At 55.3% G+C, this 21,436-nt stretch carries 17 protein-coding genes and 2 pseudogenes; 2 read left to right on the top strand and 17 right to left on the bottom strand.

Features of this window, described 5'->3' with window-relative positions:
- Positions 1 to 37: 37 nt before the first annotated feature.
- From OZX57_RS03190 to OZX57_RS03175, 4 genes and pseudogenes are all read right to left on the bottom strand, one after another.
- Positions 38 to 1,321, bottom strand: a complete 1,284-nt coding sequence (locus OZX57_RS03190) for an HRDC domain-containing protein (RefSeq protein ID WP_277162683.1) — start codon at positions 1,319 to 1,321, stop codon at positions 38 to 40.
- 190 nt (positions 1,322 to 1,511) lie between these two features.
- Positions 1,512 to 3,555: pseudogene (locus OZX57_RS03185) on the bottom strand (RecQ family ATP-dependent DNA helicase).
- A gap of 189 nt (positions 3,556 to 3,744) precedes the next feature.
- Positions 3,745 to 4,251, bottom strand: a complete 507-nt coding sequence (locus OZX57_RS03180; RefSeq protein ID WP_277162682.1) for a PIN domain-containing protein — start codon at positions 4,249 to 4,251, stop codon at positions 3,745 to 3,747.
- A 14-nt stretch (positions 4,252 to 4,265) separates the two neighbouring features.
- On the bottom strand, positions 4,266 to 4,616 hold the full coding sequence (locus OZX57_RS03175; protein WP_277162681.1) for a damage-inducible protein J: 351 nt from the start codon (positions 4,614 to 4,616) through the stop codon (positions 4,266 to 4,268).
- A gap of 322 nt (positions 4,617 to 4,938) precedes the next feature.
- Here OZX57_RS03175 and OZX57_RS03170 point away from each other — a divergent pair, with 322 nt between their 5' ends.
- Entirely contained in the window at positions 4,939 to 5,931 is a 993-nt protein-coding gene (locus OZX57_RS03170) for an NAD(P)-dependent oxidoreductase (RefSeq protein WP_277162680.1), read from the top strand.
- Between the two features lie 99 nt (positions 5,932 to 6,030).
- On the opposite strand, the gene OZX57_RS03165 is transcribed toward OZX57_RS03170, so the two are convergent.
- The 6 genes from OZX57_RS03165 to OZX57_RS03140 all read right to left on the bottom strand — a co-directional run bounded on the left by OZX57_RS03165 (position 6,031) and on the right by OZX57_RS03140 (position 12,009).
- Positions 6,031 to 6,816 carry a dipeptide/oligopeptide/nickel ABC transporter ATP-binding protein gene (locus OZX57_RS03165; RefSeq protein ID WP_277162679.1) on the bottom strand — a complete coding sequence of 262 codons (786 nt, stop codon included), beginning with the start codon at positions 6,814 to 6,816 and terminating at the stop codon, positions 6,031 to 6,033.
- Positions 6,809 to 7,597 carry an ABC transporter ATP-binding protein gene (locus OZX57_RS03160; protein ID WP_277162919.1) on the bottom strand — a complete coding sequence of 263 codons (789 nt, stop codon included), beginning with the start codon at positions 7,595 to 7,597 and terminating at the stop codon, positions 6,809 to 6,811. Before OZX57_RS03160 ends, OZX57_RS03165 begins: the two co-directional genes overlap by 8 nt.
- A 2-nt stretch (positions 7,598 to 7,599) precedes the next feature.
- Positions 7,600 to 8,469 (bottom strand): ABC transporter permease, encoded by an 870-nt coding sequence (locus OZX57_RS03155; RefSeq protein ID WP_277162918.1) that lies wholly within the window; start codon positions 8,467 to 8,469, stop codon positions 7,600 to 7,602.
- Positions 8,470 to 8,528: 59 nt separating this feature from the next.
- The gene (locus OZX57_RS03150) at positions 8,529 to 9,500 is read right to left on the bottom strand and encodes an ABC transporter permease (protein WP_277162678.1); all 972 of its coding nucleotides are present in this window, start codon (positions 9,498 to 9,500) and stop codon (positions 8,529 to 8,531) included.
- Between the two features lie 125 nt (positions 9,501 to 9,625).
- Positions 9,626 to 11,410, bottom strand: a complete 1,785-nt coding sequence (locus tag OZX57_RS03145) for an ABC transporter substrate-binding protein (protein WP_277162677.1) — start codon at positions 11,408 to 11,410, stop codon at positions 9,626 to 9,628.
- A gap of 113 nt (positions 11,411 to 11,523) precedes the next feature.
- On the bottom strand, positions 11,524 to 12,009 hold the full coding sequence (locus OZX57_RS03140) for a hypothetical protein (protein ID WP_277162676.1): 486 nt from the start codon (positions 12,007 to 12,009) through the stop codon (positions 11,524 to 11,526).
- Positions 12,010 to 12,141: 132 nt separating this feature from the next.
- Between OZX57_RS03140 and OZX57_RS03135 the strand changes: the two genes are divergently transcribed.
- Positions 12,142 to 12,915 carry a type III pantothenate kinase gene (locus OZX57_RS03135; RefSeq protein WP_277162917.1) on the top strand — a complete coding sequence of 258 codons (774 nt, stop codon included), beginning with the start codon at positions 12,142 to 12,144 and terminating at the stop codon, positions 12,913 to 12,915.
- 92 nt (positions 12,916 to 13,007) lie between these two features.
- Here the strand turns inward: OZX57_RS03135 and OZX57_RS03130 are convergent, their stop codons facing one another.
- From OZX57_RS03130 to smpB, 7 genes and pseudogenes are all read right to left on the bottom strand, one after another.
- Complete coding sequence (locus OZX57_RS03130; protein ID WP_277162675.1) at positions 13,008 to 14,414, bottom strand: sugar ABC transporter substrate-binding protein; 1,407 nt, start codon at positions 14,412 to 14,414, stop codon at positions 13,008 to 13,010.
- Positions 14,415 to 14,566: 152 nt separating this feature from the next.
- Positions 14,567 to 15,406: a pseudouridine synthase gene (locus OZX57_RS03125; protein ID WP_277162674.1), complete on the bottom strand. Its 840-nt coding sequence runs from the start codon at positions 15,404 to 15,406 to the stop codon at positions 14,567 to 14,569.
- Positions 15,407 to 15,412: 6 nt separating this feature from the next.
- Positions 15,413 to 17,302, bottom strand: coding sequence for a glutamine--fructose-6-phosphate transaminase (isomerizing) (gene glmS, locus OZX57_RS03120; protein WP_277162673.1), 1,890 nt, complete (start codon positions 17,300 to 17,302; stop codon positions 15,413 to 15,415).
- 147 nt (positions 17,303 to 17,449) lie between these two features.
- Complete coding sequence (locus OZX57_RS03115; protein ID WP_277162916.1) at positions 17,450 to 18,244, bottom strand: amino acid ABC transporter ATP-binding protein; 795 nt, start codon at positions 18,242 to 18,244, stop codon at positions 17,450 to 17,452.
- A 185-nt stretch (positions 18,245 to 18,429) separates the two neighbouring features.
- Positions 18,430 to 19,306, bottom strand: a pseudogene (locus tag OZX57_RS03110) (amino acid ABC transporter permease); the annotation flags it as partial.
- A gap of 332 nt (positions 19,307 to 19,638) precedes the next feature.
- Positions 19,639 to 20,574, bottom strand: a complete 936-nt coding sequence (locus OZX57_RS03105; RefSeq protein ID WP_277162672.1) for an ABC transporter substrate-binding protein — start codon at positions 20,572 to 20,574, stop codon at positions 19,639 to 19,641.
- 379 nt (positions 20,575 to 20,953) lie between these two features.
- A complete protein-coding gene (gene smpB / locus OZX57_RS03100; RefSeq protein ID WP_277162671.1) occupies positions 20,954 to 21,433 on the bottom strand; it encodes an SsrA-binding protein SmpB in 480 nt (159 codons plus the stop codon).
- Positions 21,434 to 21,436: the final 3 nt, after the last annotated feature.

The raw sequence follows: 21,436 nt of genomic DNA, 5'->3' as shown, positions 1-21,436 counted from the left end.
GACGATAATTCCAACTACATCTGCCTATAGGCAACCCTCATATAATAACGCGACTTACGGACTCGGCAACAAGTGCAATCTGCCATTGGCGAGCCCCCTGCTCCCGCAGAAATTCGGGGATATCGAGCTCAGCCGCATTGTCTTGCCAGCAGAGGTTGCGTATGATCTGCGGCTTGATGACCACATCGGGCGGAGTCCTAGTATCTTGCGCAATCTGGGCGATAACGGCGCGCACTTTCTTGAGACGGGCGAACCGTTCCGGCTGGTGGACTGACCAATATTTCATCGAACGCGGCGCATTGGCCTGCGTTTCCTGTGGCGGTGCAGGCGGCTCGGGCCAGTCCTTCGGCTTGAGCTTCAGTGCCTCCTGAATGGTTTCCTTCCATACGTTTGGCTTTACCGAACGCTGAATCGGAGCATAACGCTCGAACATCTTGTCCTGTTCATTGCCCATGTGAATGCGCACCCGCTCATTCAGACTGCGGATGGCACGGAACTGACGTGCGTTATGCGGCTTCTTCTGCGAGGCTTCGATGATGGCGGCATCGCTCAAGAGCAACGTTGGAGCTATGTCGTTTTCCCGGGCAAGTTCGTCACGTTTCTCCCAGAGAGCCTTGGCTACGGCCTGCCCACGTCTGTCATGACCAAGCGCGGTGAAATGAGAAATGCGCATCCAGGGAACCGGATGAGGCGTCTGCGGACCTGTCCCCTGCTGAAGAGCATGGCTGAATTCCTCTTCAGCCCATTGTATTTTCCCAGCCTTCTTGAGGTCGGCACGCATTTTCGTTTCGAGTTCAATCAGCAGTTCGACATCGAGTGCCGCATAATTACGCCAATCGCGCGGCAAAGGACGGTACGACCAGTCCGCTGCGGAATGCTCCTTGGCCAAGGTAATGCCAAGATAATGTTCGGTGACGGCGGCCAGACCGAAACGCTTGAGGCCCAGCAGCCTTGCGGCGATTTCAGTGTCGAAAAGATTGCGGACCTTCATACCCAGATCAGTGAAGCCCGGCAGATCCTGCAAGGAATCATGGATAATCCATGTGGCGTCACCGACGGCACGGTTGAATTCGTTCCAGTCCGCACCGGCTTTATTCAACGCTATCGGGTCGAAAAGGACGATGCCCGAACCCGTGCGTTTGAACTGCACGAGCCAATCCTCATGCCCATAACGATAGCCGGAAGCGCGTTCGGCATCGGCGGCAAGCGAACCGTTGCCCGCCGCCAACCTGCTGCAGGCCTCGCGGAACCCCTCAAGCGTGTCAGTCACCTCAGGGACGCCTTCACGTGGCTCTTCCTGCAATCGTGGCTCGCTGCTCAACCGAACTCCTACTCCGCTGCCGCTGCACAGGATTTCGCCATGACGCTTTCCTACAAGCGCCGCGCATTCCCAATCCAGCAGACACTGCTATACATTAAATCCGGCGTCCACCATATCGCGAGCCTTGGGCAGCCCACTTCCGTACTAATCAGAGACAAACCGCTGCGACCAGCAACTAACCTTATGGTCCTTAGTTGGAGCGCACCACATCCATGAAGCGAGGACCGTAGAGATGCAGCTTGTTCTCCCCACGCCGTTGACAGCGAGGAACTGGGCGTCAGTGACCGGTTTGATACGGGCCATGTCGCGTAACGTTTTGTCGGAGAAGACGATATAGGGAGGCTTGCCAATTTCCTGGGCGATGGTGCGACGAAGCTCTCGGAACTTCTGGAAGAGTGCTTCATCCTCATCGGTGGGTTCGTAATCGCCGTAGGTTCCATTACTTGCACGCGAACCGCCAGACGTATTCGAAGCATCGTCATCATAGGAGCCGAATGCGGAACCGGATGGGGTGGAAGCAAGCTTCTTGCGCTGGATACGTTTAATCTCGTAATGAAAATCAGGCTTTACCGTCTCGCCCGCACGCGCTCCGAAACGAACAATCGGCAGTCTGCTTTCTGAGACGAAGAGATATCCGTCGGTCGCCATCTGGTTGATGACATCGCGAATCCTCGCATCCGGCACATCATGCAACGCGCCATAACTCGGCACGCGGTCAAGGTGACGGTTGATGAGATCCTGGGCCTTCGAGCCTCTCAGCACCGAAACGATCTTGCCCATGCCGAAGCTCTGGTTGATGTCGTGCACGCAACGACTGATGGCACGGGCCACATCGGAAACGTCGATGGTCTCGAACGTACTCTCGCAATTGGCGCAGTTGCCGCATTTGAATGATGCATCTTCGGCCGACGTGCCCTGTTCTCGACCAACTTCTGAGGCACTGCTCTTACTGACGGTCGCACCCGAATCAGACCGACTGACACTCGAACCGGCGCTTTTTCGTTTTCGCCCTCAACACCTGATGTGGTATCCATGCTGCTGGGATCGGCGAAATACCGCATGATATAGCGATGCAGGCATTCGGTGGTACGGCAGTAGCCGATCATCGCGTTCAATAACCGTCGATGGCTCTGGCGAACGATTTCCTGTTCCTCGGGACTCATGCGCTCGTTGTCGGAGTCCATGTCCAGAAGTCGGCGGCGAGTGACGATATCCGATTCGTTCCACAACAGCGTGCAACGCCCGGGCTCCCCATCTCGCCCGGCGCGACCGGCCTCTTGGTAATAGGCTTCGATGCTTTCAGGCATGTTGTGATGGATAACGTAACGAACGTTCGACTTGTCGATGCCCATGCCGAACGCGTTGGTGGCCACCACCACCGGTATCTGGTCGGTGACGAAATCGCGTTGCGCCTTGTCGCGCGCCTCTGGGGACATGCCACCGTGATAGGCAGCAGCACCGATGCCATGACGGTTCAGCTCGTCGGCGAGCGCCTCGGTTTCCTTGCGCGTGGCGCAATAGACGATGCCGGATTCGTCGGAATGCTTGGCCGCATACTCCGTAATCCACACGTTCTTGCGCTTGGTTGGCATGTTAATGATGTCAAAATAGAGATTAGGACGGTCAAAACCGGTTACAGTGATCTTGGGAGCTTTCAAACCAAGTAGCCGAACGATATCACGACGCACTTTTTCGGTTGCGGTCGCGGTGAACGCGGCGACGGTCGGGCGCACTGGCAAACTGTCGATGAATTCGCCTATTCCCAGATAAGACGAACGGAAATCCTGCCCCCATTGCGAAACACAGTGCGCCTCGTCAACGGTAATCAGCGAAATCTTGACCTGCGCGGCGAAATTGCGGAACCGTTCGGTTTCCAAGCGTTCGGGAGCGACATACAGCATGTTGATATCACCGCGCCGAGCCTGGGCGAACACCATGGATTGCTCGTCGCTTTCCTGCGTGGTGTTGATGAACGCGGCTTTGATGCCTGCATCGTTCAGGGCATCAACCTGATCGCGCATCAGCGAGATCAACGGCGAGATGACGATGGTCAACCCCGGCAACATGGTGGCCGGAACCTGATAGCAGATGGATTTCCCGGCGCCCGTCGGCATCACGCCTAGAACATCGTGGCCTTCGAGAATGGCGCTGACAAGACCATCTTGTCCCTCGCGGAACGAATCGTAGCCAAAGTACTGCTTCAGCGACGCAAGCGCGCCACCATGAAAGTCCACGCCGACAGAGGGCTCTTCACCAATTGGCCAATCCTCATCCTGGTCTATCATCTATAAAGTCGCTTTCCCATATTCTCGCTACAAAATCGAATCAATAATCACTCGAATGATCATGGCTTGCAATCAGCTCAGATACATGCAATCTGAAGCGTCAATTACCAACTTTCGAATCATCGTTCGACTTTATGTCTAGCCTTGGTCCGTTCCGTCAATCTGCTTCAATGCGTCCTCAACACTGACGCACAAATCCGGGAAATGCTTGATTAAATCCTGATCCCCCGTCACCACCATGTCGGCGTTGGCCTGACGCGACGCGGCAATAATGAGATCATCTTCATAATCAGGATGAACATCCCATAACTTGAGAGCATGCTTACAAGTTGATTGATCGACTGCAACCACCAATGCAATTATTTTCAATAAATCATCAACGCAATGCCAACCGAACTTAGGAGCCATATTGGAAACGGTAGCCTGTACAACTACAGATTCATTGCCTGCAAATTGTTTTTTAAACGATGACCTCGAGATATAGTCAACATCTTTTAAAGATAGAGAGACACAAAGCAACTTAATCATTTCCGAATTCGAACAGGCACGCAGAAGTTGTATAGCATTCGCGTTACCAGAACGCCAGGTGAGAAGATAGTCCAGCAGCACATTCGTATCGAAAACCACTCGTTTTTCTTCAATCATTACCCCTACCTCTCTTATTCATGTGCGTATTCATTGACTGAATCTTCATAAGCCGCATCGCGCATTCCCTTATACGTCATATCCGCCCAAGGATGTTGACCGTCATCAGGCAAACCCGCCTCTTTCAACGTTCGAGACCATAAAGTCGCACCATCCTCTATCGCTTTGAGTCTGCGCTGCTTTTCGGCTTCCTTATTCGCTTTTTCAGCCTTAGTCTGCAAATCCGGAGTATCCCCATGATCCTTGATGAAGTCCCACAGCTCACGCACCACGGAACTTGGGGTCTTCCCCTTGCGCTTGAGTATCTCGTCGACGTCGTCCTTCACATCGGAATCGATACGGACGTTCATCTGTACCATCGACATGCCAATCTCCTTCAACGCCTATCCGCCAATACATAACTGCTATACGTTATAGCATACAAGAAAAGCAATACATCTGTCAACCCTAGGAACCCCATCAAAGCGGCTCTCATCTGGCATAGAAGTTGGACACGCAACCCGTCGCTCAAGTCGACATTTGACATTACACAAACAGTCAACATCACGGACGAAACGTTGATTTGCTCGAGGCTGAGACACGCAGACAGACGCCCACCGGGACTCGCGAACATACCAATCCATGACTATTCGACCAAAATGAATGGTTCACCTTCCATGGGCCAGAGGCGGAATTATCCTTGGGGGTATGGAGTATATCGAAACGCAATCCGAACACACCGAACTGCCGCTGGTGGTCATCCCCTCGATGTTCGAGGCCATGTACCAGCCAATCGCCACGAGCATGCGCATACTGCACAATGTCGCTCGTGTGAGGATATACAAGGATTTCAACATCGACCCTGAGACCATCGTCGAACGTTGCAAAGACGCCGATATCGTCGTGGTCATCGGCTTCCATGTCACCGGCAAGTTGCTTGAGGAACTCGGCACCCACGTACGCTGCTTTGTCTTCGGCGGCACCGGCGTCGCCAATTTCATCGACCTCAAACGCACGAAGGAAATGGGTATCCGCGTGTGCAACACCGTCCATTATGGCGACGAGACCGTTGCAGAGTATACGTTTGCGCTTATTTTCGAACTCGCACGCTCGGTCGGCGCCATGGACCGCAGCATCCGCGAAAGCAACTGGACCGGACTTGAAGGCACCTCGCTCAAAGACAAGACCCTCGGACTCATCGGCTTCGGCGGCATCGGCCAGACCGTCGCCCGCATCGCCGACGGGTTCGGCATGCACACGCTGGTATGGAATTCGCACGTCAATGCCGCCACTGCACGCTCGTTGGGCGCAACGCGTGTCGATACCATCGGCGAAGTCATGGCACATTCAGATATCGTGAGTCTTCATATGCCGCTTAACGACGAAACGCAAGGGGTCATCACCGCCGCTGATCTGGACCAGCTCAAGCCGGGCAGCTACTTCATCAACACGGCACGCGCCGAGCTCATCGAACCAGGCGCATTGGTCAACAGGCTTAAACGCGGCGACATCAAGGCCGCCATCGACGTTTTCGACAAGGAACCGCTACCGGCCGACGACCCCCTGCGCTCAGTTCCGAACACGATTCTTACCCCGCACGTCGCGTGGCGTGCCGATGACGCCTATCGTGACCTCTCGCGCCAACTCGCGCGTTCAATCCTCGCCTTCTGCAACGGCGAGCGTTTCAATGTCGTGGAATAGCGCATACCGCCACTCATGGGAAGTCTGTCTCATACATACCAAAACGTATGAGACAGACCGCCGCAATTCGACAATATTATCAGGAAACATCCGGTCCCACTACAAAGACGCAGCCGCAACCAGCTCACGGGTATAGGCGGCTTTCGGCCGGTTCAATACGTCATCTGTTGTACCGCTTTCCACCATCTTGCCATGGTGAAGCACGACGATACGGTCGGCGATGTGCTGGACCACACCCAGATCATGCGAAATCATGATGATGGCCGTGTCCGGGCGCGATTTGCGAATGGCGGCGAATGCCTTAAGAATCTGCAGACGCGCTGCCACATCGATGGCACTCATCGGCTCGTCGGCGACGATGAGCTTGGGATCGGTGACCAAAGCACGGGCTATGGCAACACGTTGCGCCTGTCCTCCAGAAAGGTCGACCGGATAACGGCTCAGAAATTCATTGGGATCGAGACCGACCAGAGACAACGACTCATGCACTTTCCGGTCGATATCCGAACCGTCGATTTTCGCATACTTATGTTGGATTTTCAATGGTTCCGCCACCGACTTGGCCACCGTCCAACGAGGGTCAAGTGAGGTGAACGGGCTCTGGAACACAAGGCTTGATTCACGACGCAGAGCTTGGTATCCGACCGATTTGCTGCCATCAACGGATTCATCTTCAAATGTCACCGTTCCTGAAGTAGGCCGGTCAAGCCCCAGCAGAATGCGGGTCAGCGTAGACTTGCCCGAACCGGAACCGCCAATCAGCGCAAGGCACTCTCCCGCACGCACTTCGACACTGACATCGTCGAGAGCCGTTTGACGTTCATTGCCTTTGCCGAAAATACGGGTAATGCCATTGCCCGTCAGCAATACCTGTGGTTCAGTCATCGCGATTCTGCTTCCTCTGCAATGTCAATTCTCTAGCGGCTGCGACCAGCTTCTTCGTCTGTTCACCTTGCGGATGCTCCAGCAAATCAGCAGTGTTTCCCGACTCCACAATTCGCCCACCGTCAAGCACATAGCAACGCGTCGTGGCACGGGCGAGCACCGAAAAGTCATGAGTGATGAACAGCATCGAAGCACCGGCCTTGTCGACCAACGAGACCAGCAAATCAACAATCTGGCGCTGCGTGATGGAATCGAGCGCCGTTGTAGGTTCATCGGCGATAATCAGACGCGGTGAAGTGATCAAAGCGGTGGCGATACCGACGCGCTGCTGTTGGCCGCCGGAGAGCTCGCTTGGGTATTTTTTCGCCACAGTAGCGTCAAGTCCGACCTTTTCCAGCATCGCGGAGACGCGTGCTTGGCGATCGGCCTTATCCAAGTCATAGTGGAGTTTCAGCGGCAATTCAATCTGTTTACCAACGGTCAAGACGGGATTCAGTGATGAGGCAGGATTCTGGAATACCGCACCGACATAGCGCCCACGCAGGCCTGCGAGAACGGTTTCGTCCGCTCCGACGACCTGAGTATCACCAAGAATGACGGAACCTTCCGTCTGCGCATTTATCGGCAGCAAACCGAGCATGGCCTTGGAAATCATGGACTTTCCGGATCCGGAGGAACCAATGAGACCGACCCGCTCGCCGTCGCCGATATGCACATTGACATCGCGGACAATCGACTTGCCGCCAATGGAAATACCAAGCTTATTGACATCAACACCCATCATCACACCTCCCGCAATTCCGGATTCGTGACCGGATCGATGACATCGCGCAGCACGTCGCCGAAGACGTTCAGTGCCACGACCACAATCGTGACGATGAGGCCTGGCCAGAGCACGGTCAGCGGATAGACGTTGATGAACTTGACCGACGTGGCCAGCGAATGACCCCAGCTCGGCACGCCGCTCGGGACGCCGACACCGAGATAGGTCAAACCGGATTCGGCAAGCACCGCAGTGCCGGCGGATAGCGAAAGCTGAACCATGATGGTCGGCATCGCGTTGGGCAGGATATGGTGCCATATCACCGAAAAGCCCGAAGCACCGTAGGAAAGAGCAGAAGCGACATAGTCGGAATTGGCTGCGAGCAACGCCTGGGGGCGTGCTATACGCGCCAGGTTGAGACCATAGCCGATGCCACAGGCGATGATGATGACCACAACCGAGGCACCCATCGGAACGGCCAGAATCAGAGCAATCAGCACGGTCGGGATCGAAATCAGAGCATCCACAGCAACCACCGAAACATTCGACAGAGCCGAACTGCGCGAGACCATCGCGCTCATCAGCAATATGCCCAGCGCTCCGGCGAAGACCACAGCCAGAACGGCGATGAAAAGGTTGGTGCGCGCGCCGGCCATCAGCCAGCTGAACACGTCTGCTCCGGTTCCATCAGTGCCTAGCCAGTGAGCAGCAGACGGTTTCGCCCAGACGTGATAGCCGTCGGTCGCCCATAGTGATTTCGGAGTCCAAACCAGTGAAAGCAGCGAAACCGCAAGCCACAACGCCAGCACAATCAATGCGAACTTGCCTTCACCGCGTCGCCAAATAGAACGCAATACGACAGTGAATTTGCTCGAAGCTTTCGTTCCCATATTTGCTGGTGCATTGTTGGTTCGCACCGTTTCAGACGCACTGTGTTCATTGTTTCTCGTCATTGCGCACCTCCCTGCACGGCGTGCTTCAAACGCGGGTCGAGGAAGCGATGCAGCAGATCGACGAGGAAACCGACGAACAGGAAGAACGCGGCCAGCATGAAGAGCTCGCTTTGCACCGCAATCAGATCGCGGTTGCCGAGATCGGTGACCAGACCTGCGCCAATGCCCGGAAGTGCGAAGAGATTTTCAATGACCATGACGCCAGTAATCATGCCGGCAAACATCAGCCCGACCACACTCACCAGCTGAGGCGTCGCCAGCCTCAGTCCGACCTTGAGCGCAGCCTGACGGCGCGTATAGCCGCAGGCCATCGCCTGATCCATGTAGCCGCTGTTCATCACCTCGCCCAGCGCCGAACGCGTATAGCGCATGAGGCTGGCACCGTCGATGATGCCGACCGTCAATGCCGGCAACACCAGCGAGGTCAGCGCCGAACCGAAATTGTCCCAACCCGCCTCGGGGAACCCTTGCGAGGGCAGGATGCCCAACAGTCCGGTACCGCGACCGAAGAGCAGAATCAGCAGCAGCCCTCCCCACAGCGCGGGAATGGCACCGCCAACGATGGCGACAAAATGGAACACAGAACGCACTGCCGCATGAGTAGACAACGTGGACACAACCCCAAGCGTCAGGCCGATGGCAAGCGCGACCACAAGGCCCAGCACAATGAGTGGAAACGTAACGGAAGCACGCATGGCAACTGTGGAGCTAATGGAGCGGCCGGTCAGCAGCGACGTACCGAAGTCACCATGTAACAAACCGCCCATCCAGCTGAAATATTGCACCGTCAGCGGCCGGTCAAGTCCCATCTGCGAGCGCAACTGCGCCACACGTTCCGGAGGCGCATTGAGTCCGGCCATCACACTGGCCACATCACCCGGCAGGATGCGCAACGCCGCGAAAATCACCACCGAAATGGCAAGCAGCGCCGCCACAAACAGCAGGAAACGTCGAATGACGAATCGCATATGTCACCTTACCTATTCAATCCATAGCCGAAGATGCGAGCAAAACCAGCCTTTTGCCTCGGATTCCTTGATTTTTCATGTATCTTCATTATCGACTATGGAACTGCATGTCCTTGTAGTATCCGCTACTTGACTGACGTCCTGTACGTCACGTTGTATAGCGGCAGCAACGTCTGGTTCAGATTGAGCGGGAAGCCAGACACGCCCGTCTTCATCGCCGTGGTGATGCGATAGTTGAAGAGCCAGTCAGCCGGCGCGTCCTCACTCACCACGCGGGCGGCTTTGGCCAACAATGCGTCACGCTGGGAGTCGCTGGAGGCGGCCATTGCCTGGTTGTAGTAGTCCTTGACCTTCTGGTTGCTGTAGTTGTAGTAGTACTCGTCGTTCACCCACTGCGAGAAGTCATGGCTTTCGTTGTGGTCGACCAACGACAGGTCGTAGTCCTTGTTTTTCAGCACATCCTGCAGCCACGTCGAGAACTCGACCACATCGACCTTAAGGTCGATGCCGATGGGTTTCAGCTGACTGCGCAGCTGATCGCCGAGCTCGGTGCCGTAGGTGTTGGCATAGGTCAACCGCAGCTCGAGTGGATGATCGGGCGTATAGCCGGCTTCCTTCATCAGCGCCTTGGCCTTGGCTACATTGTGCGGGTAAAGGCCAGTCAGGTCCTCATAGCCGGGGTCGAGCGAAGGAATCGGCCCACCCAGCGGCTTGTCGGCCCCGCCGCGCGAGGCGATGAGCTGCTTATGGTCGATGGCGTAGCGGATGGCCTGACGCACACGCACATCCGAGGTCTTGGCCCCCTTGGAGTTCATGGCGAGCACATACTTGTCGGTGTCGTCACCCGCAGCAACGCGATAATGGGCGCTGTCTTTCACAAAAGGTGCCGCAAGGTTCTCGGTCACCGGTGCAAGCACCTGAACGTCCCCGGATTTCAAGGCATTGACGGCCGCGTTGTCATCGGCGAAATAGCGCAGCACGATGGTAGCGGTTTTGGCCTTATGCGCGCCCCAATAGCGCGGATTGGCCTTCAGGGTAATGGAATCGTCCGGCACGAACTTGGCGACGGTATATGGCCCAGAGCCGACCGCCTGCGTCTTCATGTCGTAGTTGGCATCCTTGTCGAACACCAGTCCCGGCCGGCAGGCCAGCACCCACAGCAAGTTGTCGTAAGGCGCGGTCAGATCGAGTTTGACGGTATCGGCATCGGTGGCCGTCACTGATTTGAAGTTCATCAGCGATTCGGAATCGTGATAATGCTTGGTCATCAATTCGTTGATGGACCATGCCACATCGTCGGCATCAAGTTTGTCGCCGTTGGAGAAGGTCATGCCTTTGTTCAGATGGAATGTATAGCTTGTACCGTTGGCACTCTTCTCCCAGCTTTTGGCCAGCCCCGGCACGACCTTGTTCTCGGAATCACGGGCGACCAGCCCTTCATAGACATTGCCGACGAGCAACTGGTCGAGCGAAGAACCGGACTGGTTGCGAATATCAAGATTCGTAGGCGCAAGCTTGAGCCCGACGGTCACCGAATCGGCCTTATGACCTTCAGCGGCCGTATTACTGGCCTTTTGATTGCTGCGAACCACTACGAAAGCAACGATAAGCGCCACCACAACGACTACAGCTACGACGGCCCAGATCCAGCCTTTCTTCTTGTTGCCTGGCTTGCCGCCATTACCGCTCGATCCGCCTTTGACATGCGCATTGAGTGTTTCATCGGTACTGGCCGTATTATTCGCCTCAGTACCAAGGTTTGCGGCGGTATCGGCCCCATTTGCGTTGGCAGCATCACCATTCGCGCCCGTAGACCTTGTATTATCGGCCGCTGTCTCGTTGCCGGCTGTGCCTGTTGTTTTCTTGTCGGTTGCGTCGTTTTCGCCGTACGCACCTGAATTGGTAGGCATACATTCCTCTTTGATCGATGTAATTATTGAATCCGCTAGCCGCCCATATGGGTCGTCTGCAATCCATAATTATATGAATACCGATAGATTTATGCCATCAGCATCCGTCTCCCCTACCCTTTCATATCCAGCTTCCAGATACCGTCATTGCCCACACGGTTGCTGATGATATGGATGAATTCCGTAAGCATCCAGATAGCGGCGATTTCCGCGACCGCAACGAGGAACACGACAACATAGATTCCAAAAGACATCAATCGCGCAAATGTCCAGAACAGAAAGAACGTCACCAGCATATAGATTTCAGCAAATCCGATGACCGAACGCAGGAACCTCAACTGCCACAGCTGGCGAGCATCGTCCTCAGCCGCCAACGCATCATACAAGAGGTTCAATACGGACACGACGACAATGCCGAGCAACACAGCGCCGACCACCACCGACACATCCGCCAACGGCTTCATTCCCGCCAACAACGGCCAATTGACCAGCACTCCGGGAATGGCTACGTACACCAAAAATGCTCCCCAAGCGATAAGACAAAGCAGAGCGATTTGCGTGAACAGAATAGCAGCCCTTAACCAGATGCGAGATTTCATACTTCCAGTTTACGTTGAGGCCCCACTTTCACCAATCGCGCTATCATAAAAGCACGCACATGCTCATTACCTCGATTGTTAGATAATGACGTCGCCCTGCGTCTCGAGGAAGTTCAAGGAAAGGCGGGCAAAATGCTCCTGGCCATCGATATCGGCAACACGAACATCGAAATCGGCGTAGTGGATGGTTTTCCTGACGCTAACATCACTGATACCTGGCGAATCACGACCAAGACCTTCCGCACCAGCGACGAATACGGCCTGCTGCTGCTCCAGTTCCTCGAATCGGGCGGATACAGCCCCGCGGACGTGGAAGACGTCATCGTCGCCTCCGTGGTCCCTCAGATCATGCATTCCTTTCGTTCCAGCATCGTCAAGTTCCTTGATATCGACCCGATGATCGTGGGACCGGGCATCAAGTCCGGTTTGTCCATTCGCATGGACGACCCGAAATCATTGGGCGCGGACTGCCTGGCAGACTGTGTGGGCGCCTACGGCGTCTATGGCGGTCCGGTGTTGGTGGCCGATTTCGGCACGGCGACCACGTTCAATTACGTCGACGGCAACAAGGCCATCACCGCAGGCCTCATCAGCCCCGGGTTGCAGACCTCCATCAGTTCTCTGGTCTCCGGCACCGCGCAGCTGCCCGAAGTGGAAATCACTCAGCCTGATTCCATCCTCGCCAAAGGTACGAAAACAGCCATGCAGGCAGGCCTTTACTACAATTTCCTCGGTGGCATCGAGCGCACCATCGAGCAATTCCATCGTGAAATCGATGAGCATTTCAAAGTCGTCGCCACCGGCGGACTTGGCTCTATGTTCAAAGACGACACGGATGCTATTGACATCTACGACCCCGATCTCATCTTCAAGGGCATGTCCCTCATTTACCATCTCAATTCGTGATACAGCAATGGTCCACGAACTCGTACGGCAAGTAATCGGTTTAATGTACCACTGCAAAAAGCCAGAAATGGCCACAAGGACCTTGCTCAGCGTTATTGCATGGTGAAGCCCTGATTGGTGCCGTATTCCTTGATGTCTTTCTGCCAGGCGGTCATGCCGTCGGCCAGACCGATCTTGGCACCCGGCTGCTGCGGCGGAGTCAACGGTTTGCCATCCGCATCCGTTTGCCCGGCCTGAATCCGTTCCTCCGCTTTGAGCCATGCCCGTTCAGCGCTCGACCACTTGTATGACTGGCCGACCGTAGCACGAAAATCGCCTCTCGCGTATACCTCGAACGGCAGATACTGGTAGCCAACCGACACATTTTCAGCGGCGTGTGAAAGCACACGGTTGAACTGCTGTCCACCGAAATAAGGCACATCGATGTTTCGGGAGTCACGCACTGTGGTCTTGCTGAGGAACTGGTTGCTGTTCAGTGTGGCCTTGTCGGCCGGGAACGCACCACCGTCAACGCGTTTGGCAATACCGGATTGGTCGAGGCAGACGTAGCGGATGAAACGCATCGCCGCCTCGGGCTTGCGGCTCAGGTTCAGCACCGCGAGCGCCGACCCTCCGTTTTCGGAATTCGTCGATGAGCCGTCCGACGTGGGCATGGGGGCAACCCGCCACAGTCCAGCACTTCCCGGCACATCAGCAAGCAGCAGGGAGGGCATCCATGCTCCTGTGAACACCGAAGCGACGCTGCCCGATGCCAAGGCATCTTTCCATCCATCAGACCAGGTGCTCAGCTGGGTATTGATCAAATCCTCATCGATCATCTTCTGCCAGAATGCCGTAAATCCTCGAGTTCCTGCATCATTGGCAAGGTTGACCGTCACGGTTTTGCCGTCGCCTGAAGTGCGGAAAGGCCGCCCGCCGTTGAGCCAAATCATCGCGTTGTAGAAACTTGCGTCTCCGGCATCTGCGGCGATGTAGACGCCTATCGCCTTGAGCTTTTTGGCGGCCTCATAGTAATCGTTCCAAGTATGAATTTGCGAGGCATCGACGCCAGCCTGCTGAAAGACATCGTCGTTATAGAAAAATGCCATCGGACCGGAATCCATGGGCACACCATACGCACGTCCGTTCATATGCACGCTTGACCATGTGCCGGGCGTGTAATTATCGCCATAGCCTTGCGTCTCGTCGGTAATGTCGCGCAATTGGCCGCTCACCGCATACTGCGGCAACGCATAATACTCGAGCTGCACCACATCGGGCATGTTGTAGCCATCCTGGATGGCGGAATTGAGGTTGTCGTAGCCGCTGGTGGACTTGATCTCGACACGGATATCGGGATTGGCCTTTTCAAAGTCCTGAGCCTCGGCTTTCATGCTCGGTTCCCACGACCAGACAGTGATGACGGTGCGATTGTCCTGTGCTCCGCAGGCGGTGGTGGCAAATAGCATGAATATGGAAGTCAACGCCGCAAGCAGCTTCAGGCGCCAACGTGCTTTCATATCCGTCACTCCCCGTCGTTCTATCGTGTTCAACAACGAGACTACGCCATGGCCGAAACCGCCGGAAACAACTCATTGTCCAGCGAAGGTCCTTTATCGTTCATCTTCCTTCGTCCATGCCCATCATTCCAAATTCTCGTCTGCAGATAACTTCAGACGAGCGGCACCCGCGAGACGAACATACACGGCTCTTGACTGACCGGATCGATGAAGCTCAGTGAACGAGCCACCAGCTGAAGAGGATGCGAAAAATCCGAATAATTAGGCTCGATGACGTTCGGATAGAGGTCATCGCCTTTGATCGGCAAGCCCAATGAATTCATGTGGACCCGTAACTGATGCGTTTTGCCAGTACGCGGATGCAGAACATACCGGCGGTAAGGACCCACCAAACCGACACCGCTATGACTCACCGTTCCGCGCTTAGACAAATGTTGGTGCCTAGAATCGTTGCAAACATCATTGCCGCCACTGCTAGATAAGGCGTCTGCACCATCATTCCCAATGGTATCTGCAAGCTCGATGACGGTCTCGGCGTTGACCACGCCCGGAATCTCATAAGCTTGCAGTCGACCGCGATCCTTGACAATATGCGAACGTCGCTTCAACGGGAACACCGCCGGAGGGTCCAGTCGTTCGACAGTACCGGTTTTCGGCCTGATAACTGGCTTCGACGGTGCGAGACATTCGTAAGTCTTCATAACCCGATGCTCTTGAAACAGCATCTGATAGTCACGACGTAACGCGGGATTGCGCACAAAGAGCACCACCCCGGCGGTAAGACGATCAAGCCTGTGAGCAGGAGTGATCTGCGACTCTTCAAATCGTTCTCGCAACCTAATCAGCGCCGTTTGCCGATACCACATCCCTCGAGGTGTGGTCGCCAGAAAATGCGGCTTGTCCACGACGATGATGTTTTCATCCTTGTAGAGAATCGTCAGCTCAAACGGCACTTCCGGCTCATCGAGAACGAAGCGATGCCTTGATTGCAAAATGGGTTACTCAACCGTCACGGACTTGGCGAGATTGCGTGGCTTGTCGACGTCGTAGCCCTTGAGCTTGGCGACATCCAGCGCGAAAAGCTGCAGCGGTACCACATCGACCAGCGGGCTCAGGAGCGTCGGGCACTCGGGCCGCCAGAAGACGATGTCCGCGTACTTTTCGGCATCCGGATCACCTACTTCGGCCACGGCGATGGTGAACGCGCCACGCGCCTTGACCTCTTCAATGGCGGAGATGACCTTGTTGTGCAGGACGTTTCTACCGCGTGAGGACGGGACGATGACCACAACGGGTTCCCCCGGCTCGACCAGCGCAATGGGTCCGTGCTTAAGCTCGCCGGCGGCAAACCCTTCGGTGAAGGTGTAGGCGATCTCCTTGAGTTTCAGTGCGCCTTCCATCGCCACCGGATAGCCGACATGACGGCCAAGAAAAAGGAACGATTTGGCATTGAGCAGTTGCTTCGCCGCGTCGTTGACGTCTCCGGCCTCGTGGTCGAGCACCCATTGGATCTTTTCGGGCATGGCCTTGAGCTGGTCCAGAATCTGATGAATCTCGTCACGGTAGAGCGTGTTCTTGACCTGCGCGAAATAGAGGCCGAGCAGATAAGCGGCGACAATCTGGGCAACGAATGCCTTGGTGGAGGCCACAGCAATTTCAGGGCCGGCATGCGTATAGAGCACGGCATCGGATTCGCGCGGAATCGTGGAGCCTTGCGTGTTGCAGATGGCGAGCACACGGGAACCTTGTTCACGGGCGTGACGCAAGGCCATCAGCGTATCCATGGTCTCACCGGACTGCGAGATGGCGACCACCAACGTCCGCGGTGTCAGAATCGGGTCGCGGTAGCGGAATTCATGCGCCAACTCGACTTCGACGGGGATGCGCACCCAATGCTCGATGGCGTATTTGGCGACCATGCCGGCATAACTGGCCGTTCCACAAGCCACGACAATGATCTTGTCAATCTGCTTGAACGCTTCGGGATCGATATGGAGCTCGTCGAGCTTGATTTCTCCAGCCTCATTGAAACGGCCAAGCAACGTGTTACGCACCGCCGCTGGATCCTCGTGGATCTCCTTGTCCATGAACGAGTCCCAGCCGCCCTTTTCCGAGGCGCTGGCGTCCCAATCGACGGTGAATCGTTTGGAGTCGGTGACGGGATTGCCGTCGAAATCGGTGACCGCCACCGTATCGCCGGAAATGCAGACCGCCTGGTCCTGGTCCAGTTCCATGGCTTCTTTCGTATAAGCCACAAATGCGGCCACATCGGAACCCAGGAAATTCTCGCCGTCCCCGAGACCTACGACGAGCGGGGAGTCGTGACGTGCACCGACGACAATATCGGGCTGGCGGACGTCGACTGCAAGTATGGTGAAGGCTCCGGAAAGTATGCGTGCCATACGCCGCAACGCTTCGAATAGGTCAGGCTTACCGGTTTTCTCGATGATAGTGTTGGCAATCTTGCCCAGCAACTTCGCTGCCACTTCGGTATCGGTGGCCGAAACGAAGGTATAGCCTTCGCTCTGCAGATCAACCCGCAGTTTCTCGGCGTTTTCGATGATGCCGTTATGGATGATGGCGATCTTGCCGTCCTGGCTGGTGTGCGGGTGAGCATTGACATCACTCGGCTCGCCATTGGTGGCCCATCGGGTGTGACCGATGCCTACGGTCGCCTCGGGCATGGGACTGCGCTTGATATCGGCGTCAAGATTGGCTAGACGGCCGGATTTCTTGCGTACCGCGGCACGCTCCATTCCCGGAGCGGCCAGTGCCACACCGGCCGAATCATAGCCGCGGTATTCGAGACGTTCAAGCCCTTGCATGCACACTTCAAGTGGTTTCCCGCAAGCTGTCTTGTTTCCTGCAAATCCAACAATTCCACACATAGCAATTCAGTCTACGTGATGACGCTGAAACGCAACACCACCACCGCGAAAGTTTCACTATCTGCCGATATGCCTAAAACTGAATCAGGGTAATCATGGAATGGTCAAACGAAGATGTCAGCCAGCAAAAGCTGACGGGCTCATGCCCTAAAGCACGTGGCTGAGGAAGTCTTTGAAACGAGGCTCTTGAGGGTCGTCAATGATTTCGGGACCGCCGCTCTCTACCACTACCCCGCCGTCCATGAAGACAATCTGGTCGGCCACTTCTCGAGCAAAACCGATTTCATGGGTCACCACAATCATCGTCATACCTGCGTCGGCCAACGAACGCATTACACTAAGCACCTCACCCACGAGTTCCGGGTCGAGCGCAGAGGTCGGCTCGTCGAATAGCATGATCTTAGGCTTCATGGCCAGGGCTCGAGCGATGGCGACGCGCTGCTGCTGCCCGCCAGAAAGCTGCATCGGATAGTAATCGGCACGGTCGGCCATGCCGACACGCTCAAGCTCGTGCATGGCCTCTTCACGAGCCTTTTTCTTTGGCACCTTGGCGACATGTACCGGCGCCTCCATCACGTTTTCGAGCACGGTACGGTGAGGGAAGAGGTTGAAGCGCTGGAACACCATCCCCAGTTTCTCTCGTTGCAGGGCGATTTCCTTGTCATTCAAGGTCTGCAGTTCGTCCTTGCCGTCGTGGTTGACATGCTTATAGCCGATGAGTTCGCCGTCGACCTCGATGCTGCCGCCGGTCAGGGTCTCAAGCTGATTAATCAGGCGCAGGAACGTGGATTTGCCGGATCCAGAAGGACCCAGAATTACCGTCACCGTCCCCGGCATTACGGTCATATCGATGCCCTTGAGCACGTGCAGGCTGCCGAAGGCCTTATGCACCTGCGTCGCCTTGACGGCAGGCACCGTACCACGTTCCAGAGCGGTTTGCATGTCGCTGGCGGCAGCTTGTGCGTTTGCCGATTCATTCATTGTCATATCGTCGTTATTCATGTGTTCCGCTCCCCTCACGCGTTCAATCCAAGAAAGGCCATCTCGTCACCGGCAGCAGCCGCTTTCGCAGCTGGCTTTTCGTTTTTCCCGTCGTCCTTGTCAGCAGACGGGCCATTGGAGCCTTCGTTGAATCCCTTGCCGAAGTAACGCTCAAGCCAAGCCTGCCCGACCATAAGGATAGAGGTAATCACCAGATACCAGAAGCAGGCCACCATGAGCAGCGGAATCGGCTTGTAGATGCGGTTGGCGATGGCATTCGTGGCAAACTGAATCTCGAGGCTGAACGGCACCGCAGAGACCAGTGAAGTGGTCTTGAGCATACTGATGACCTCGTTGCCCGTAGGCGGCACGATGATGCGCATGGCCTGCGGCAGAATCACACGGCGCATGATCATCGTACGTGGCATGCCCAGAGCCTCGGCAGCCTCGCTTTGCCCCCGGATCCACAGCTTCGAGTCCGGCACGGACAATCTCGGCCAAATAGGCTGATTCGTTCAACGCAAGGCCAATCATCGCAGCAAGGAAACCAGGCTGAATCAGTTGGTTAAGCCCAGCAGTGTCCATTTGCCAGAAATTAATCTTGGTGAACGGAATGCCCAACGAGAACGTGGGAATCAGCACGGTGAACAGGCCCCAGAACACGAGCTGCGTATACACAGGCGTACCACGGAAGAACCAGATCCAGAACCAGCTGACGCCACGAAGCACCGGATTGACGGACTTGCGCATCACCGCCAGCAGCACGGCCAGAACAATGGCGATGAGCATGGAGGTCACTGTGAGGATGAGCGTCCAACCGATGCCGTCGAGCACATGCTCATTGAACAGGTACTTCCAAACAGTAGGCCAATCGAATTGCTTGTTGGTCACCATGCCGCAGGCAAGCATCACCACAAGAAACGCTACGATGACGCCGGCAACCAACGAACCGGGGCGATGCACCGGCCTTGCATGAATCCTATTGGGAATATCAAGCCCATCCGATTGACTTTTGTGTGCCATGATGCACCTTTCCTCTTACTGACGCTTACAATCCATCTGGTGCTTCGACAAAACAAAACACCCATAAACCTACTTGTATATTATACGAAGCTGCGCATAATTGTGCTGTTATCTCATATTCAAGAACATCGGGACAAATCAATACCCCTCGCCCGAACACTTCGCTAGCGCGCAGCCACCCTACACGGTGTTTGCAACAACGACAGAGCTTGCAACACCACGATAGCAATAATTCCCGCGATACCGACACTCGTCTCGATATCGAGAAAGCCCGGCCAACACCTGCAGGCATCGACCGGGCCTCCCACTCACAACATCAACGATTTACTTGATTACTTAACGTCGCTATAGTCGTTGATCTTGGCTTGTTTGATGGCGCCAGACTCGTCACCCCAGAACTTGAGAATCTTCATATACGTGCCATCATCCATGAGCTTTTGCAGCGCGGCCTGCACGGCCTTTGCGGTCTGCATGTCGTTCTTCTGGACCACCACGGCTTCAGGAGTCATATTGAAGGCCTTGCCCAGCAGCTCAAGCTTGTCACCATCCTGCTTGACAGCATAGCCGGAAACAGGCGAGTCAGCACAGAACGCATCGGCCTTGCCGGTAGCTACGTTGGTCGCCACGACGGTCTGCTCCTTCATCGACTGGATGTCGATGGCCTTCTTGCCGGCGGCGGTGCACTGCTGGCTGAGGTTCTTCACCGTGGTCTCATGGACGGTGCCGGTCTGCACGGCCACGCTGTGCCCACACAGATTATCAACGGAAAGCTTCTTGGGGTTGCCCTTCTGCACGACAAAGGAGGCACCGACGTTGAGGAAGGAAACAAATTCTCCGGCATCCTTACGGTTGGGATCCATGGTGAAACCAGAAACGCCGACGTCGTATTTCGAGCCAATGCCCGGCATGATGGAATCGAATTCGGCGGAAGTCGGGGCGAACTTCAAACCGAAAATGGCAGCCATTGACTTGGCGATATCCATATCATAGCCAATCGGAGTCTTGCCATCCTTGTCAAGGAATTCAGCAGGTGCATAATCCGCCGAGACACCAACGGTGAACTTTCCGTCCTTCGTGATGGAATCCGGCAGCATCGCAGCGATCTTGTCGTCCTTCTTCACGGAGTTGGTAACAGGGGCACTGCTCTTGGACGACGTGCTATCGTCGCTTTCGTCGGTGGTACCGCAAGCGGCCACGCTGGCCACCATCGCTGCGGCACACACGCCTACCAACAGACTTTTAACTGCTTTAGAAACTTTGAACGACATCTTGCATCCTCTCCGGGGCGGATTCGGACGTTCCGCCTTCTTTGTATAACTGCATAATATACTTACCTATGTATTTATGCAAAAATACCATCTCACTAAGTGGACACAATACAAATCTGCAGTATCCCTACGGCACAGGAAACCAACAATATAGGTCGTTTCCAGTAATCCCCACAGTTTTCGTGCTGGAAACAACGCAAATATCCCAGCCAAATAGGTCTTTACCACCATAAATGCGCGGGGACTGCTGAAAATAACGCATTCAAACATTCGGATTCACGAAGAGGGGTTTCTAACCTGTTATCATGCAAGCCAAACACCTTTAGACGGCTATAGCCCTGTTCCCCAACGAATGACAAGCATACAGCCCGAGATAGCTTCAGCGCACCAACTTGTTCTTATAACGCATCGCGCGCAGAGCCTCACGCTTATCCTCGGCCTCACGCAGGGACTGACGCTTGTCGTATTCCTTCTTGCCTCGAGCCAAGGCAATCTCCGCTTTCACCCGTCCGTCCTTGAAATAAAGGCTGAGAGGAACAATCGTATAGCCCTTGGCTTCGGTCTGTCGGCTGAGCTTGGCAATCTGCGAGGCGTGCAGCAGCAGCTTGCGCTTGCGCTTGGGGGCATGGTTGTTCCATGTACCGTTGAGATATTCAGGAATGTTCGCACCTTCCAACCACATCTCACCATTGCGGTCGATGGAGACGAACGATTCAGCCAGCGAAGCGCGGCCTTCGCGTAAGGACTTGACTTCTGTTCCAGTAAGCACCAAACCCGCCTCGTAGTGGTCTTCGATGGTGTAGTTATGCCGCGCCTTACGGTTCTGTGCAATAAGCTGTGTACCCTGTTCTTTCACCATACG

Origin of the sequence: Bifidobacterium sp. ESL0682 (genome assembly GCF_029392815.1) — a bacterium.
Lineage (GTDB): Bacteria > Actinomycetota > Actinomycetes > Actinomycetales > Bifidobacteriaceae > Bifidobacterium.
The sequence above is the reverse complement of the archived record's forward strand: the minus strand, read 5'-3'. Positions and strand labels throughout refer to the sequence as shown.